Source organism: Desulfobacter latus (assembly GCF_013389365.1).
GTDB classification, from domain to species: Bacteria; Desulfobacterota; Desulfobacteria; order Desulfobacterales; family Desulfobacteraceae; genus Desulfobacter; species Desulfobacter latus.
Genome location: NZ_JACADJ010000051.1, coordinates 13,536 through 30,218, shown reverse-complemented (window position 1 = coordinate 30,218; position 16,683 = coordinate 13,536). Strand labels below are relative to the sequence as shown.

5 protein-coding genes are annotated in these 16,683 nt (G+C 49.7%); 1 reads left to right on the top strand and 4 read right to left on the bottom strand.

Translation table 11 applies throughout. The annotated features are described in order from the left end of the window. Positions 1-567 precede the first annotated feature (567 nt). A complete protein-coding gene (locus tag HXW94_RS13245; protein WP_246293999.1) occupies positions 568-1,209 on the top strand; it encodes a Crp/Fnr family transcriptional regulator in 642 nt (213 codons plus the stop codon). Positions 1,210-1,261: 52 nt separating this feature from the next. On the opposite strand, the gene HXW94_RS13240 is transcribed toward HXW94_RS13245, so the two are convergent. From HXW94_RS13240 to HXW94_RS13225, 4 genes are all read right to left on the bottom strand, one after another. Continuing rightward, positions 1,262-1,546: a TFIIB-type zinc ribbon-containing protein gene (locus tag HXW94_RS13240; protein WP_281357840.1), complete on the bottom strand. Its 285-nt coding sequence runs from the start codon at positions 1,544-1,546 to the stop codon at positions 1,262-1,264. A gap of 208 nt (positions 1,547-1,754) precedes the next feature. After that, entirely contained in the window at positions 1,755-3,815 is a 2,061-nt protein-coding gene (locus HXW94_RS13235) for a methyl-accepting chemotaxis protein (RefSeq protein ID WP_178367379.1), read from the bottom strand. A 392-nt stretch (positions 3,816-4,207) separates the two neighbouring features. Next, the gene (locus HXW94_RS13230; protein WP_246293996.1) at positions 4,208-4,900 is read right to left on the bottom strand and encodes a 4'-phosphopantetheinyl transferase family protein; all 693 of its coding nucleotides are present in this window, start codon (positions 4,898-4,900) and stop codon (positions 4,208-4,210) included. A 20-nt stretch (positions 4,901-4,920) separates the two neighbouring features. Beyond that, the gene (locus HXW94_RS13225) at positions 4,921-16,674 is read right to left on the bottom strand and encodes a type I polyketide synthase (protein ID WP_178367377.1); all 11,754 of its coding nucleotides are present in this window, start codon (positions 16,672-16,674) and stop codon (positions 4,921-4,923) included. Positions 16,675-16,683 lie beyond the last annotated feature (9 nt).

The following is a 16,683-nucleotide window of genomic DNA, read 5'->3' as shown; positions in this document are numbered from 1 at the left end:
TTTGCTACTGAACTGCTGGCTGGGCTTTATTCAGATGGGACTCTCACCCATTGGGTAACAATAGCAAATTTCCTGGCTTTCCTTTTACCTCCTTTCCCAATGCTTCGGGCTTACTTGACGCAACGATAATCGAGTTTTATCAAGCAATAAAAAAAATATAGGGCTTGATTCTATTATAGGCCGTTTTTTGTAGGGGCAATCCCTCTGTGGTTACCCTCGTCAGAGCAGGCACGGTGGCCTGCCCCTACAGCGGCAGACGTTAGAACCAATCCTAAAACAGACGATATTTTGACAAGGTTCGGCAACATGGTCAACTATTTATATCTCAGTTTTAACGTTTAAAATAGCGCCCTTTGGGCGGGCTGTTAGGTACTGGGTACTGGGTACTGGGAAATGGAAATTCCTATACTCTTAAATTGGGTTTACATTTTGATTTGAAGTTACTATAGACGACCTCAATTAAACCATTGCTGAGAAATAATTCGGAGACCAGAAATCGAAAAATATCTGCATATCATTCCCCTTTTTTCAGGGCTGACAAAAGACCAGTGTAGGACCCTATCCGATTTGGCAGGCGAATTGACCGTAAACAAAGGCAAGTTGATCTTCCAGGAAGGTGACAGGGGCGAAGGGTTTTATATTGTGGCGGCAGGCAAAATTAAAGTATTTAAAATGTCGTTTGAAGGCAAGGAGCAGATCCTGCACATATACGGCCCCGGACATATATTTGGTGAAGTGCCGGTGTTCCAGGGAAAAAGTTTTCCGGCCTCTGCCATGGCCCTGGAACCTTCAACCCTTCTTTTTCTGCCCAGGCAGGCATTTGTCCGGCAGATTGAAAAATCCCCCGCCCTTGCCATGAATATGCTGGCAGACCTGTCCAGGCGCTTGAGGGAATTTACGATTCAGATTGAAAATTTAAGCCTGAAGGAAGTTCCGGCCAGACTGGCCGCGTATATTCTGACCCTGGCCCAGGAAGGGACGGAGCATTCACAGATGAGCCCATTGCCCCCAAAACGCCTGCCGGCAGTCGGCGTGTCGTTACCTGTTTCCAAGGTTCAACTGGCAAGCCTCATCGGCACAACCCCTGAGACCATTTCCCGCGTATTAAAAAAGATGGAGCTGGGTGGATTTATCAAGGTAGATGGGAAACAAATTTTGATTTTAGATCAAAAGGGCATGGAAAAATTATCCCGTACCGGCCGTCTTTAGAAAGGTGGGTGGGAGGGCTTCTCAGTAATGGGAAGTCCGCTCCCGATTTCTTTTAAAAATTTTTTATTTTTGAAAAATAATGACTGGGTAATATAAGGCGAAACATATTCGTCACTTCCTGAACCTTTTTAGCCTTTTCGTCACTCTCTTTTTTGATTATAAGCAATTCACCATCAAACAATTCTGAAAAATACTTTAATGCTGCTTGTTTTCTTTCTTCCTCAGTTTTGAATTGTTTACGAATTTTGAAAAGCTCCCCTTCGTCCAACCAATATCCTGCACATTTAGGGCAATGATCTACCTTGACCTCCCTTTTTACACTGTAAAAATGTTGCATCATCTATTGATACGCTGGGCTTGGTCATAACTTCAGCCACTTTTCATCGATTTTTTTTAAAACGAAAATTAAACATTATAAATACAATACGTTAAAAGTGGTCGAAGTCGTATTTCTGTATGGGTGGCTCATCTTATGATCAAGCCCGATAGTTTTTTCCGGCAGCCTTCAAGCATGGTAAAAAATTTCATGCAAATCATCCTATCGTTCAGCTTGTTTTGAATTTGCTCAAAGTCCCTTGGAGTTCAGCAGCCATTTTTTGAAGATTTTCCGACTGTTTGTTGATCTGATCAGCATTATCAGCAACCAAATTAGCGCTTTCATTAAGTTTTGAAATGTCATGAGCAACATCTTGGGAGGCACTGGAAGATTCGTTGACGTTTTTATTGGCATCCTGAACTCCGTCTGCTACCTGAGTTATGTTCACGGTGATCTCTGAAGTAGTAACGGATTGTTCTTCAACAGCCGCCGCAATGGTGCTGATAATTTGGTGAATATCCTGAATGACCCCGGTTATCTGGCCAATACGCTCCACGGAACTATTAGTAGTGTTTTGAATATTATCTATTTTACCCTTGATATCCTGAGTCGCTTGGGCGGTTTGACCAGCCAGTTCTTTGATTTCATTGGCTACAACAGAAAACCCTCTTCCAGCTTCTCCGGCCCGAGCCGCCTCGATAGTAGCATTTAGGGCCAGTAAATTGGTTTGTTCGGAAATGTCATGAATGGTTTCTGTCACTTTACTGATATCCATGGCCGACTGTTTGAGTACCTCTATCTGTTCAGATGTCTCTCCGGCCTGAGAAACGGCATCTTCGGAAATATTTCGTGCGCGTTCCGAATTTTCCGTAATTTCATTGATGGTGGCACTCATCTCCTCGGAAGCCGTGGCTACCATAGAAATATTCGTCGCTGACTGTTCCATGACGGCTGCCACAGCAGATACATTGGCGGACATTTGTTCTGATGCGTTGTTCGCATTCTTTGAAAGCTCCGAAGCATTTTCGGCCTCCTGGGCAAGTTCTCCGGCAATATGCAAAAGTTCTTTGGATGAATGTTCCACCGATTGGGTATTTTGGACGCTTTGGCTAATAATCCCCTGGAGATTTTCCATAAACCGATCGAACCAAGCTGCCAGTTCCCCCACCTCATCGGTTGACTGAATGTCAAGGCGTTTGGTCAGATCCCCTTCGCCTTCGGCAATATCCCGAAGACTTTCCACCACTTGACGAATGGGTTTTACGATAGTACCGCTGATAAACCAAATAGCTCCGAAAATAACCAATAAAGCCACAAAAGCAATGCTCAAAATAGAGTAAGTCATGGTCCTGACTCTCTTTTCAAATGTACTTTCAGGGATACTTATGATAAACGACCACGGAGTATCGCTTGCCCCCATGGTAATAGGAGTCAAAACCTGAAAACTGGCAATACCAGTGGCTTTGCTCACTTTGTAAAGGGAATATTGTTTTCCGTGCTTCAGTGCATCACGGATGGGTTCACGAACATCTTCACGTTGTCGTTCGATAAAATCTTTTCCCAGGATATCTTTTTTGTGATGAGCCACCAAAACCCCTCCGTTTGAAACGATATAGCCGTATCCGGTGCCATAAGGTTTTATATCACTAATCAATTCCGTGAGAGTATCCATGGTAAAATCAACACCTGCCACCCCGAGTACCTTGCCTCCGACTTTTATAGGAACCACAAGGCTGGTAATGAGCATTTCTTCCCCCCCAATTGAATACAGATAAGGTTCCAAAACCTGTTCATTTCCACTTTTTAAAGCCAACAGATAATAATCTCCGGCACCTGGGGTATCATAATCAATCAAAGGTTCTACCGTTATTTTACCGTTTCCCCTGCTCCAATACGAAACATAGCGCCCTGTAGAGTCCGATCCTGGAGTATCCACATATTCACTGTCTTTTCCATCAAGCGCGTTGGACTCCCAACAAGACCAGACACCAACGAATCCCGGATTTCTCTCAAGAACCTGCTTGAGCATAGCATCCATTATATGTCGGTTCGGTTCATCTGCCCGTTTGAGTGCTTCAAATGCATGAGCCAAAGTTCTTGCAGCATCCATCCCCACCTCGATATTCACTTGAGTTTTGGCACCATATCGGTATGCCATCTCTTCACAATACTTTTCAGCTGAATCTTTTGCCATATTACTTGTTTTTACAGTAACAAAAGCGATAGAAAGACCAAATGCAACCAAAACAGTGAGACCGATAAACACAATCATTTTCGACTTAATTTTCACTTAGCACTCCTTAATGAAATTCTGCAAATATTTGGGCATCCTTCATATCCCCACAAAAGTAGTTTACACTTTTTGTGAGAAGTCCTTGAAAAATAGAGATTGATCTCAAAAAGTGTAAAGTAGTTATGAAGGATCCCAATATTTGACGATATTTTTTCAAGATAAAATAGCACATAAACCTACATTCTGCACCCCATATGTTGATTTTGTAGTTTATTTTCGACTCCCCAGTATGCTCGTATTCTTTTGGCAAACTGTTTTCCATCCCATTTTTGGCTGAGCAGATAATAGCTGGTCTCGCATGAGATATTCTGACACTCTTGAAGAACAGTTCGACATCATCGTATAAATCTTCGTAGCGGCAAACCGCACAAAATACATATAAAAATGAGCTATAAAAATGGGAAAGCCACTGAAAAAATAATGTTATCCCGCTGGTATGATTTCACGAAAACATCATCAATAGGATTATGATTTTCATACAATCTTTCATCCAGCCATTCGATTTTTTTGGCAGAGGTTTTTAAACCGGTTCGGCGGTATTTGAGCAAGGCCTCTTTGATGGTCCAGATTTTCAGGATGGTTTCAAGATCTGCCCCGGCGTATGTGCTTTGTTCTTTATTGGAAAATCCGGCGTGTAAAAGGGCCGGGATATCCAGAGGGCTTATGGCCTCCATATCAACACCCAGGGCATCAGCCTTTCCGCACAGCGCGGCCAGGGCGTAATCCCCTGAATGTGTAATGGATATGGCATAATCAAAGGAGGGGGCCAGACATGGCGCCCCGGATGCGTCATTATGTATCTCAATGGCATCCGGGGACAGGCCTGTCTCCTGCATGACAAGATTTTTCACAGCCCATCGTCCGGCCAGGCGTTCCACCTGTTTTTTCAGGGCAAACAATTGATTCAGCCCATTCAGTTCTGCCGGGGAAAGCACAGGCTGTGTAAACTGATCCGGACGAAATCGGCAGCCGGGCCTGGTCTGGTAACTAGGCCCGACGATCTGGGGCAATAAGGCCTTGAGCATTGCCGGAATGTGAACAAGGCAGAACTGAATGCCTTGTTCCCGGAACAGCAGGGTCATGCGTTGCATTTATCCGGCGATTAGGCTGTTTCCAGCTTTACCTTGGACAACGCAAGACGGTCCTCTTCGGCCAGGCGATCCACCCGGACCATCTCAAAGTCCTGGATATCAATAATCACACGGCCCGAAGGTTCTGCCAGCTGCATATGGTAGGTTTTAGTGTCAGCACCCTGGGCCAGACGCCGGGTCACACAAAAATAAGGCGTATCCGGCAGAACAGTAGCTGCAAATAATACCTTGCGAATGGTATAAGGTAGCATCACGTCCGCACTGGTGAAAAATTCAAGTATGCCGCCGGTCTGGAACATGGCATCCATGATCACCACAGGGGTGGCAAATTCAGGATAGGTTTGGCATTTAAAAAATTCGCGTCCGGGCCGCCATTGAACCACGGTGACCAGACTATCCCCGTCCAGGGAGGCCAACTGATCCACAGAGCGGAACAGCCCGTCCATGAACAGCCGGTCCGGGTGGTAGATCTGTTTCTGCCACTCGGCATCGACCTTAAATTCGGACAGCGCCGGGACAGAAATCTCATCCAGGGCAGGCAAGTCCGTACCGATTTTAAATTTACCCTGGTAATGCAGGGTATCCTGAACAGGGGCTTTGCCTCCCGGGGGGATGAAGACAGAATGAATCTCGGTTGTTATTAATCCGTCCGCGTTTTTCTCAGCAAAAATTTCAATATGCTTGGGACGGTTTTTTAACAATTTGATGCCATAAGGGATTTTAAAGTCACTGACCTCAAGGACGCGTCCCTGGGCACCGCTGTATTCCAGAGCCGCTTCGGCCATGGTTTCCAGGCCGGTTGCGCCTAAAAATAAAGGTACCCCTTTTCTGGCATGGTCGAAAAGAAAAAGATCCCTGTCGGCTTCCAGAAGACGTTTGAATTTCACCCCGTCCCGGCCGGCATCCGTTTCTGCGGTATCCAGAAACGGACCAATGGCAAGGAGGCCGTCCGGATCAAATGCAGCTGGATTCTTTTCAGGGGGCGCACCAATCAGGACTTCATTACTAACCGGATTTTGCAGCTCTTCCTGGAAAAAACGAACCCCCTGGGCCACCGGCAGAAAGGCAATGCCTTTCTCCTTTAGCACGGCTTCAATGGTGCCTTGGGCCGCCATTCCGATTTCAGCCCAGGCGGTCCAGTCAAAAACTTTATAGGTCAGTTCAGGTGTTTTCAATGCGCTTGCCTGTATCATGGCGCCCATCATGTCGTTTCCTGCGGTGTAGTCTGACTGGGCTTCATTGCCGAATCTGGCCGTGATGGATGAAAAACCGATGAGATAGCGGCAGTTTTTGTTTTCAATGGCTGCCAGTACATTGGCCATCCCCTTGACCTTGGTGTCAAAAACCAGATTGAAATCATCCAGGGATTTTTTTTCAATCATAATGCTCCGGTCCACACCTGCGGCATGAATCACCCCGTCAATACGGTCGTATTGGCTGATCGCCTTTAGAACGGCGTCGGGGTCGGTGACATCCACGGCATGGTAATCCACGGTCTTTACTTGGGTACGCAATTGGGCCAGATTTTCCCGGGCCGTAAGAATCCGCCGCAGTCCGGCGGTTTTGTTTTTCAGCTCCACGGGTTTGGCTGTCGGATGTATGTACTTGAGTGCGGCCATGATTTGTGTATCATCCATGGCATCGGTTACAGGAATTTCCAATTCATCTTCCACCCGGCTGCGTCCTAAAATAACCAGGTTCATGTCCGGGCGGATAACCGCCTTGAGCAGTTCATAGGTGATGCCCGCAGCACCGCCGGTGACCAGCAGGGTGTCGGTCTCTTTGATGACAGCGGTATCCTGCCCTTGGGGGTGTGATGCCGCAGGACTGCCGGTATTTGCCCGGATACCAAACCTTGAACCCTTTTCAATGCCCACCTCCAGGCGGGTGCTCATGCTGAACACTTCGTCCATGAACAAGGATGCGGCGTTGGTCATATCGGCAAGATCATTTTTATCCATGAACTCCACAAGTTTTACCCCTGTTTGCGGGTACTCCTTGGCTACGGTTTTCAGCAGGCCTGAAATACCGCTGAAAACCGGAAAAATCTGATCCGGTGCCGGTTCTTTGAAACGCGCCAGGGCGGACTGAACAGACAGGGCAGCCAGGCGGCCGTGAGATTCATCTAGCCGGCTGCCAAATGCCTTGCACAACAGGAATAAAAATTTCACTGATGCGCTCTCTGCCGCCGGGTTTTCACCTGGCGCCATGACAAAATCCAGGGGGTGAAGGAAAAAGATCCCTAAAATACCCTCATGGCCCGCCTTAATCCGGGAGATAAGGTCTTCAGCACCTTCAAGCGTATTTAAATCAACGGTGTAATCATCCTGTTCACTGTTGCCCACACAGATGACGTCCCCTTTATTCTCTTTAATCAGATCTGCCACAGCCCGGCCAAATCCCTGATTGTCCATGGTGACCAAATAGGTTTGCCCTTCAAAATCACGGTGGGCTGGTGCAGGACTGGGCAGTTCACGCAATCCAAAGGTATAACTTTGGATTCCCGCGTGATCCGAATCGTCCAGGGTCTGGGCCTGGCTTGACTGGCCGGACTGCTCTGTTTCAGGTGCTTGGGTGCCCGGGGTTGCCGGAGCCGATGGAGATTCGGCATTATCGTTGCCATTCCCAGCGATTTGGGCCTGTATATATTCACTGATTTTACTGATGGTGTTCAATTCGGACAGATTGATATCCTCGGGAACAGACAGGCCGTATGCTTTGGTGATCTTGCCGAAGGTCTCCACCTGCTTGACTGTGTCAATGCCCAAATCCGCTTCCAAATCCAGGTCCGGTTCAAGCATGTCCTGGGTGTAACCGGTTTGCTCGGCGATCATGGTTGTGATTTCTGCCGTGACATCCGGGCCGGTGTCAGTACCGGAAGCCGGGGCCTGATCAGCTGTAACGGATTCAGGCTGTGTCGGAGAATCCTGCGTCTGAATGCGGCTTCCGATATACTCAGCAATTTTTTGTATGGTATTCAATTCAGACAAATTGATATCCTCGGGAACAGACAGACCGTATGCTTTGGTGATTTTGCCGAAGGTCTCCACCTGCTTGACCGTATCAATGCCCAAATCCGCTTCCAGATCCAGCTCCGGTTCAAGCATGTCCTGGGTGTAACCGGTCTGCTCGGCGATCATGGCTGTGATTTCTGCCGTGACATCCGGGCCGCTGCCGGAACTTGGCGCCGGTGTCTGGACAGCGGTATCAGTGTCAGGCTGTGTCGGGATCTCCTCCGTCTGAATTCGGCTGCCGATATACTCGGCAATTTTCCGGATGGTGTTCAGTTCCGAAAGGCTGATATCCTCGGGCGCGGTCAGACCAAAAGACTTGGTGATCTTGCCGAAGGTCTCCACCTGCTTGACCGTGTCAATGCCCAGGTCTGCTTCAAGATCCAGATCCGGTTCCAGCATGTCAATGGTATAACCGGTCTGCTCGGCAATCATGGCTGTGATATCATCCATGATATCCGGGCCGCTGCCGGAACTTGGCGCCGGTGTCTGGACAGCGGTATCGGTGCCAGGCTGTGTCGGGATCTCCTCCGTCTGAATTCGGCTGCCGATATACTCGGCAATTTTCCGGATGGTGTTCAGTTCCGAAAGGCTGATATCCTCGGGCGCGGTCAGGCCAAAAGACTTGGTGATCTTGCCGAAGGTCTCCACCTGCTTGACCGTGTCAATGCCCAGGTCTGCTTCCAGATCCAGGTCCGGTTCCAGCATGTCATGGGTGTAGCCGGTCTGGTTTGCGATCAGGTCGGTGATTTGGCTTAAAACATCTGTGGCCGTTGCATCATTGCCCGCAGCTTTTTCAGGCTGTTTTGCGGGTGCCGATACCGGCTGTCCGGGTACATCGTGTACCTTTGATGTCCGGCTCTCCGGGGCATCATGCCCGGCAGTGTCACGGCCTTTTTCTTCTATATTCTCCCGGGCCGTTGTATCCGGGTCCGTGTGCTTATCCCTGGGCAGAACGCACAGGGTTTTATTTATAACGCCCAGCCTGGGCTTGGGGCTGCCGGTAATCCGGGTCAGCCACGCATGGTAGGCCGGATTGTTCTCCACGTCAGCTTCCTGGACACGGCCCATCAATAAAAAGGCAAAATGGGACCCGAACCCGGCGCTGAAATGCAGTCCAAAACGATAATCACCATGGCCGGATTGTGTAAAATTCAAATCTGAAAATTCCGCAGGGACATTATCCAGGTTGGCCACAGGCGGAAACATATTTTTCTGCAGGCCTTTGACCAGTACGGCATCCTCAATACCCGCGCCCAGGGTATGGCCCGTATATCCCTTGGTGTTGGTGATTGCGATTTGCTTGTAATTGTCTGGAAATGCATTCTTTAACGCATTAACTTCAGCCGAGGCACTGCCGCCCCGGGCCGGTGTAAAGGTCTCATGGGACATAAATACCAACTGATCGGCAATGTCCGCACGGGATATGGCGTTTTGTCTTTCCACCCGGCCCACGAATTTATTGAGTTCATCTGCAAGATGGCCCACATCAATGCGGGAGGGATGGAATGCGCTGTTGCCGATATGGGAGCCTAAAATCCGGGCTTGACCGTTCAATCCCCTGCGTTGCAAAGTGTCTTCCCGCTCCACAACGATTCCCACGGCACCGGAGCCTAAAATCGTGCCGTTTCGGTCCTCATCAAAAGGTTTGGCCGCATCTGAAACCACTTCCTTGCTGGTGGCGGCACCCATGGCCAGAAATCCTGACCCCACCCACGGCATCTGGGCCTCACTTGTGGCCGCTTCCCCGCCGATGACAATCACCCTGTCGCAGCGGGCGTTTCGAATCCAGTCCTCTGCCATGCCAATGGCCTGGGTCGTGGATGCACACGCCCCGCTCAGATGAATATTGGGCCCCTTTGCCCGGATGAGCTGGGCAAAATGTGCGCCGCCCAGGGATACGATGTCAAAAAGAATATTACGTTCAAATTTATACTGGCCGTAGACTTTGCGGCGCTCACGGATCTTAAAAAACCAGTCCGTAATCACATCCTTCATATCCCTGTCCGAGAGATTCTCCATCAGGTGATAGTAGATGTTTTCCAGCTCTTCATAGGGTTTGACGTAAAACTTGTTATAATAATACGCATTGAGATGGTGTAACAGGGTTTCAAAGCCCGGGAAGATACCCGTCATGATCACGCCGGTAGTCTCCTGCATCTCTTCAGGCAATACCAGTGCGTCCGGGATGCTGCTGCCGGTGGAGGTTTTTTTATACCCTTGGACCAGGGGGATATGGGCGTCTTTCAAGGCTTCAAGCCCTGCTGCCATGGCCAGTTCATCCACAAGGTCAAATTTGCGGCTGATGCCGTATTCCGTAGACAGATCAAAATACCCGAGTTTCCCGGCCAGCTGGATCACATCCTGGGTGCGCACAATATCCACAAACCTGGCATTGCCGCTGGGTTGTTTGTATACCCGGGTAATATTCATGTCCACGATTTTGTGTTTCTCTTCCTGGGTCAGGGGTTCAATAAAATTATTGCCGGCCAGAATACGGTCAAAATTTTTCTCGTTGAATACCTGGTGTCCTTTGCCCGGCAGGCCTACGGCAACACCGGCAATACAGACCGAATCGGTATACAGGCCCAGATTTTCAATGGCCGCCAGGGCATTTCTCTGCTGAAACGCCTGGTATTCACGCTGAAGTGCTTCCTGGACCAGCGTTTTGTTCTGCGCTAAAAAGGTGTTGAAGGATATATCGTCGTTCATCATTGCTTTGGGGGCGTCGTTTTTTTGCAGGCCCTGATTTTTCAAATTCTTATTATTCAGATCTTTAGGTTCAAATTTTTTGAGTTCCAGAGCAACGGCGTCGCTTGCCTGGGCAATGTCCTTTGCCTTGGGTATGAACCGCTCCAAGGCCAGATTAAAACTGTCAAGCTCTCCTTTTTTGGCATCTGCCGTGGGCATGAATTCCGGATTTTCAATGGAGATGTTTTTCAACAGGTTGCACAACAGCCGGCCCGGTCCGATTTCAATAAATCTTTTGCAACCCTGGGCATGAACACCTTTTACGGATTCGACAAACTCCACCGGGGAGACGATCTGACGGGCCAGATGGACCCGGATCATCTGTTCATCGGCAGGATAGGGTTTCGCTGTCAGGTTTGAAATAATCTTATGGGCATTTTCAATGTTGAATTTTACGGACTCAAGGGTCTTGGCCATATTGGCAGCGGCAGGTTCCAATATCGGGGTATGAAATGGTGCGGACAGCGCCAATTTTTTATGAAAAATATCTCTGTCTTTAAGATAGGCGCAGAAAAGGTCTATGCCCTTTGTTGTCCCGGCAATGGCAGTCTGTTTTTCGCTGTTTTTATTGACCAGCCAGATATCGTCGACACCGGAGGTTGAAATCATGTCCTGTGCCGCGTTTTCTCCGTCAAAGACCACCATGATGCCGCCGGGGTTTTCAGCGGCGGCCCGGGCCATGAAATCAGACCTGGAAATCACAAGGTTCATGGCCGTAGTGAAATCAACCAGGCCTGCGCAATAAAGGGCCGAGTATTCTCCAACACTGTGCCCGATATAAAAATCAGGTTCAAACCCTTTGAGATGCAATGCATGGTAGATGGCTGCCGTGGACAGAAAAATGGCCGGCTGGGTGTTTTCCGTCTGGTTCAGCGGGGCACCGCCGGCATTCATGATCTCCAGCAGGGATGCGCCCCGGCGTTCCTGGAAAATGGCATCCCCCTGGTCCATCAGGGCTTTGACGTCAGGAAGGGCGTCGTAAAGTGATTTGAGCATACCTGCAGACTGAGCGCCCTGGCCCGAAAGCAAGGCCGTGACCGCAGCGATCCGGACCTTGTCCGGCCAGACCCCTGGGCTGACTGCGGGCTGTTCCACAGATACGGAAGCGTCCTGGGGCCTCAGGAACCGGGGCAGCCGGCCAATAATTACATGGGCGTGATTGCCGCCGATACCATTGACATCCGCCCCCAGTAATGCGCCATCGGCCAGCGGGGTCATCTCTTTAACCGGGTGCAGCAGGCTGTCCTTTTCTATGAGCGTAGAGTGGGGTCTGTATCCGTGGGTGGGCAGCAGCAGCCCTTTATCCGACATCATTAAAAGCCGTGTCATGACGACAGCGGGATTGGCGGCTTTAAAGTACCCGAATTCTGTTTTGATATTACCGTATGCCACGGGATGGGTCAGGCTTTTTTCAATGGCCTGTTTTTCAACCAGATCCAGGAACGGGTGGGACACACCAAAGACATCCAGATATGCCAGATTGGGTTTCCGGGTTTTAAATGCCCCACTGTCACTTGAGATCACCTTTTCATATTTGTTTTCAGAAGGCGAGAGCAAATGCTCGGGCGCGCTTGCCGCCGTATTCAGGCATTTTAATTCACCCAGGATCGGCATATTGTTCTGTTTTGCATATTTATAGGTGGTGACGACCAGGCAGGCCGCCCCCTCCCCCATGACATAGCCGTTGGCATCATTATCAAACAGGCAGGGTTCGGTTTCCGCCAGAATGCCTAGGCGTTTGAATGAGAGCAGCACCCCCGGATACAGGTTGGTATCCACACCGCCGGTAAGCACCACGTCCAGGTCGCCGGCACGCAGATTTTTAACGGCCATATCCAAGGCCATGGTGGCGGAAGCACATGAGGCATCCACCACAAAATTGGTGCCCTGGATGTTATAATGTTTGGAGATGCGTGCAGACACAATGTTTGACAGCATTCCGGGGATGCTGTCCCCGGTCATGGCAGGATACTTTTTGCTTAGAAGATCGCCCACATGGCCTGCAATGGCTGAAAGGGTATTTTCATCCACCTCTGAAATGGACTGGATCATGCGCTGGAGCAGCGGAATCCGGGTGCGAATAATAGATTCAACATTCCGGGTGCCGGAAATTGTGCCCAGGATGGCACCAATCTTGTTACCGGTAGTCAGTTTATCCTTAATGCCGGCTTGTTCAAGGGCCTGGCCTGCCGCATCCAGGCCGAACAACTGGGCCCGGTCCATGTACGTCATGGCTGAAGGCGGAATCTTAAAGGTTTTCATGTCCAGCATGAAGTCGTCAACAACACCGTTATTCATCATGGGCAGGCGAAAGCCCGAATTTTCATCCTCTTCGGCATAGCATGCATTGGCCAGACGATCGGCCGGCATGGGATGGTAAGCCTTTTGCCCGGAAACCATGGCATCCCAGAACGCCTCTTTATTTCCGGCCTTTGGCAGGACAACACCGATGCCGGAAAACACAATCCTGTCGTCATTGGGATCATGGTCAAGATCTGTAAAAATCCTGCGGGGAAGCGTGGTGTCGGCTTGGTTGAACTCGCTGACCACGGCATGGTAGTTAATGCCCCCGAACCCATAGGCACTTACCGCTGCCATGCGCGGACCATTGGCCGGCGCATCCCAGGGTTGAGGATTTTCCAGGACAAACAGGGAAGAGTCTGCCATGTCGATTTTCGGAGATATGTTTTCAAATGTGCCGTTGGGGGGCAGCGTCTGATGGTTTAAGGCCAGCAATGTCTTTATCATACCGGCCATGCCGGCCGCCCCGAGTAAATGACCAATCTGGGATTTAATGGTTGATACACCAATCGGTGCGCCCTGGTCATACACCTGGCGCAGGGTCTCCATCTCCACGGCATCTCCCACTTTTGTACCGGTGCCGTGGGCTTCGATAAACTGCACCATCCCGGGGGAAAATTCCGACTTTATTTTTTCATGACAGCGCCTAAATGCTAATACCTGCCCCGCTTTATCCGGGGCGGCAATGCCTTTGCCTTTTCCATCGGAAGACGAGGCAACACCCTTGATGACACCAAGGATGGGGTCATTTTCCCGAATGGCGTCTTTGAGCCGTTTCAGGACCAGGACACCGGCCCCTTCGCCCAGAACAAACCCGTCCGCCCGTTCATCAAAAGGAAATGATCCGTTGGCGGACAGTGTGCCCATTTTACAGAATCCCACAAAAGATTCCGGTGTCATGTTGGTGTTGATACCGCCAGCAATCACCATGTCATGGGTACCGCTTAAAAGCTCATGAATCCCGCAGTCAATGGCGGCAAGGGCGGTGGCACATGCGGCATCCACCACGTAATTGGTACCGAATATGCCTAAATGATGTGCAATACGGGCTGCCTCCATGTTCAGCGTGACACCATGTACAGGTTCGTAAATTGAGCCCTGGGACATTTTTATGCGTAACTGGTCAATGATTTTATTTTGTTCCGTTTCGGACAGGGCTTTGAATTCCGGCGTATTGCGCAGATAGTCTTTAACCTCGGGAAAAAAGTATTTAAAATGCAAATCCGATGCCATTTCATTGCCAAGGCAGGTGGCCACGATAACGCCTGTTCTGTGCTGGCATTTTGCTGCAATCCGGTTATCATCAGTTAAAAGGTTGGCATTTTCCACTGCCTGGTAGGCGGCATGCAGCAGCATCTGCTGGCTGCGGGACAATTTAGATGCCTTGGACGGTGTATACCCGAACCGTTCATTGTCAAACTGGAAATCATTGACTAAGCCTGCGACCTGTGTATAAGACTTGTCTTCGGCCTTTGGATCAGGATCATAGTAAAGGGATTCTTCCCAGCGGCTGTCAGGGACCTTGCCGATACTGTATTTTTTATCAAGAATATTCCGCCAGAAGGTGTCGGTATCATGGGCATCGGGAAACACACATCCCATGCCGACCACGGCAATGTCATCATTGATCTGACCATCGGCAGCGGTCAGCACTTCAAGTGCGTTGAGCCGGGCAATCATCGCATCCTTTTGCTGGAACAGTTCCTCATGAATCCGGGCGATAGTGGTCTGGTTCTCAAAAAAAAGAAGACCTTCCCCGGTCATGAAATTGCCGTTTGATAGTTGTTCTTCGTCGTTGTATAAAATCCACTGGCCATCGTTTTCATGGCCGAAATCAGGTGTCTTGCCTTTGGCGCCGATGAGAAGTGAACCTAAATTATCCTTTTCAAAGGCACTTTTGCGTGAACCTAAGGTCATGGTGCCATCTGCCAGGCGGCAATGCTCATTTTTCATGATCTGGCCGGCAAAATTCGTGTTGGCGGTGCGGCAGGCAAGCCCCACGGTGGAGCCGATGATGGTGGTACAGTTGTGTTCCTGAACCACCTGCTGATAGACAGGTGTTATGGCGCCTGTTTCAACAATCTCCTTTGTAAACAGGTAAGCGGTGCCCAGTTGAACGCCGATCTTTACCCCTTCCTTTGCCAAGAGCGCTGTCATGGCTGATATGAAATGAGACCCGGCAGCGCTGATAACCCCCCCGGCAAACAGGACGCTCACATCCGGCCGTTGATCCGAAGGCAGATCCAACAGGGTTTCAATACTCACTTCCCACAAAACCATACTGGACAGGCTACCGATATGACCGCCGGCTTCATTGCCTTCCAGAATAAAGCGCCTTACCCCTTTTTCAAATGCGTTTTTCAGGACGCCGGGCATGGGGGTGTGAAGATATGCCCGGGTACCGCAGGCTTCCAGTTCATTGATCTGGGAGGGGATGCCACCGGCAAAAAGGGCAAAGGGGGTATGTTTGGTTTTGATCAGTGCCAGGTGATGATCCAGGGTGGGGTTAAAGGCTTTGATGCCGATCATGCCTGCACCAAATGCGGGCAGGTCATCTGATTTTTCCGGCAGAATTGTGTCTGCAATCTCAATGGGAAGACTGCCTAAGGCAAAAAAGGGCAGACCGCCGTTGTCGTAAACGGCCTTGGCAAAATCTTTGTTGTCGGAAATGTTGGCCATGGGGCCCTGGGTAATGGGAAAACGGGTGCCGTGTTCCTTTGCCAGGGGGGTGTGTTCCGTTAAGGGATCAAATTGCTCCACAGCGTTCAGGGCATTTCCCACAGAATCGAACAGGGCCCGGATCATTTGTTCAATACCGTTGCCGCGCTTTACAAAGTGTCGGGCAAAGACCGCGTCCTGGCCAAGATAGAACAGGGATTGCATGGGGGTGTCATGATCCTGGCCCAGGGATGTCATATTTTGCTCAATTGCCGTTTTAATGAAATCCAGGTTCTCTCCGTCTGCTTTTTTAATACTGATTTCTTTGATCAGGTCCTGGACGATCTTTGTCCCGGGCTTGGCAAATACCCGGTGCTGTGTGGTGCCGTCACCGTCTAAAATGACAGTGTCGGTTTCTTCCATTTTTTCCAGGGCCGCTTTAAACGTCCCGGAAACCGGTGAGTCTTCAGCTAAATAAAGCTGGGCATCCAGAACCAGACCCGCCGCCCCGGCTGCAAAAAAGCCCGGGGCCGTGTGAAAACCCACGCCGCCATGGACAAAGTATGGAAGGTCACTTTTTTGTGCATAATACTGACTCAGCATGAAGCTTGACGAAGAAGATGCCCTGCCCCCGGCTTCCCTGCCTTTTACAATAATCCCATGGGGATTGATCTCTTTCAGGATGGCTTCAAGGCCGGGTTCATAAATTTCCATCATCAAAATTTCAGCGTTTAGCGCTTGCCGTTTGACGAGTGAATCCGGGTCATGGTAGGCAACAATGACACATTCGGGCAGATCTGCCGGGTGCTGATTAAAATAGTCCCAGATATCTTCATCCTCCGCATAAATCCGGATAGCGTGACGCAGATTTTGATTTTTAAGCTGCCGGAGCAGATCAGGAAGTTCTGATGTACCGATGAATTCAGCGTCCAGAACAGGCATGGCACCAGCCAGCCGGATGTTCTTAAAAAAATCAAGGTCATATGTTTTTGGGGGATGATATGCCAGCAAAGGCAGGCGGGTGGTCAGTATTCTATTAAGCACGGAGCGTCT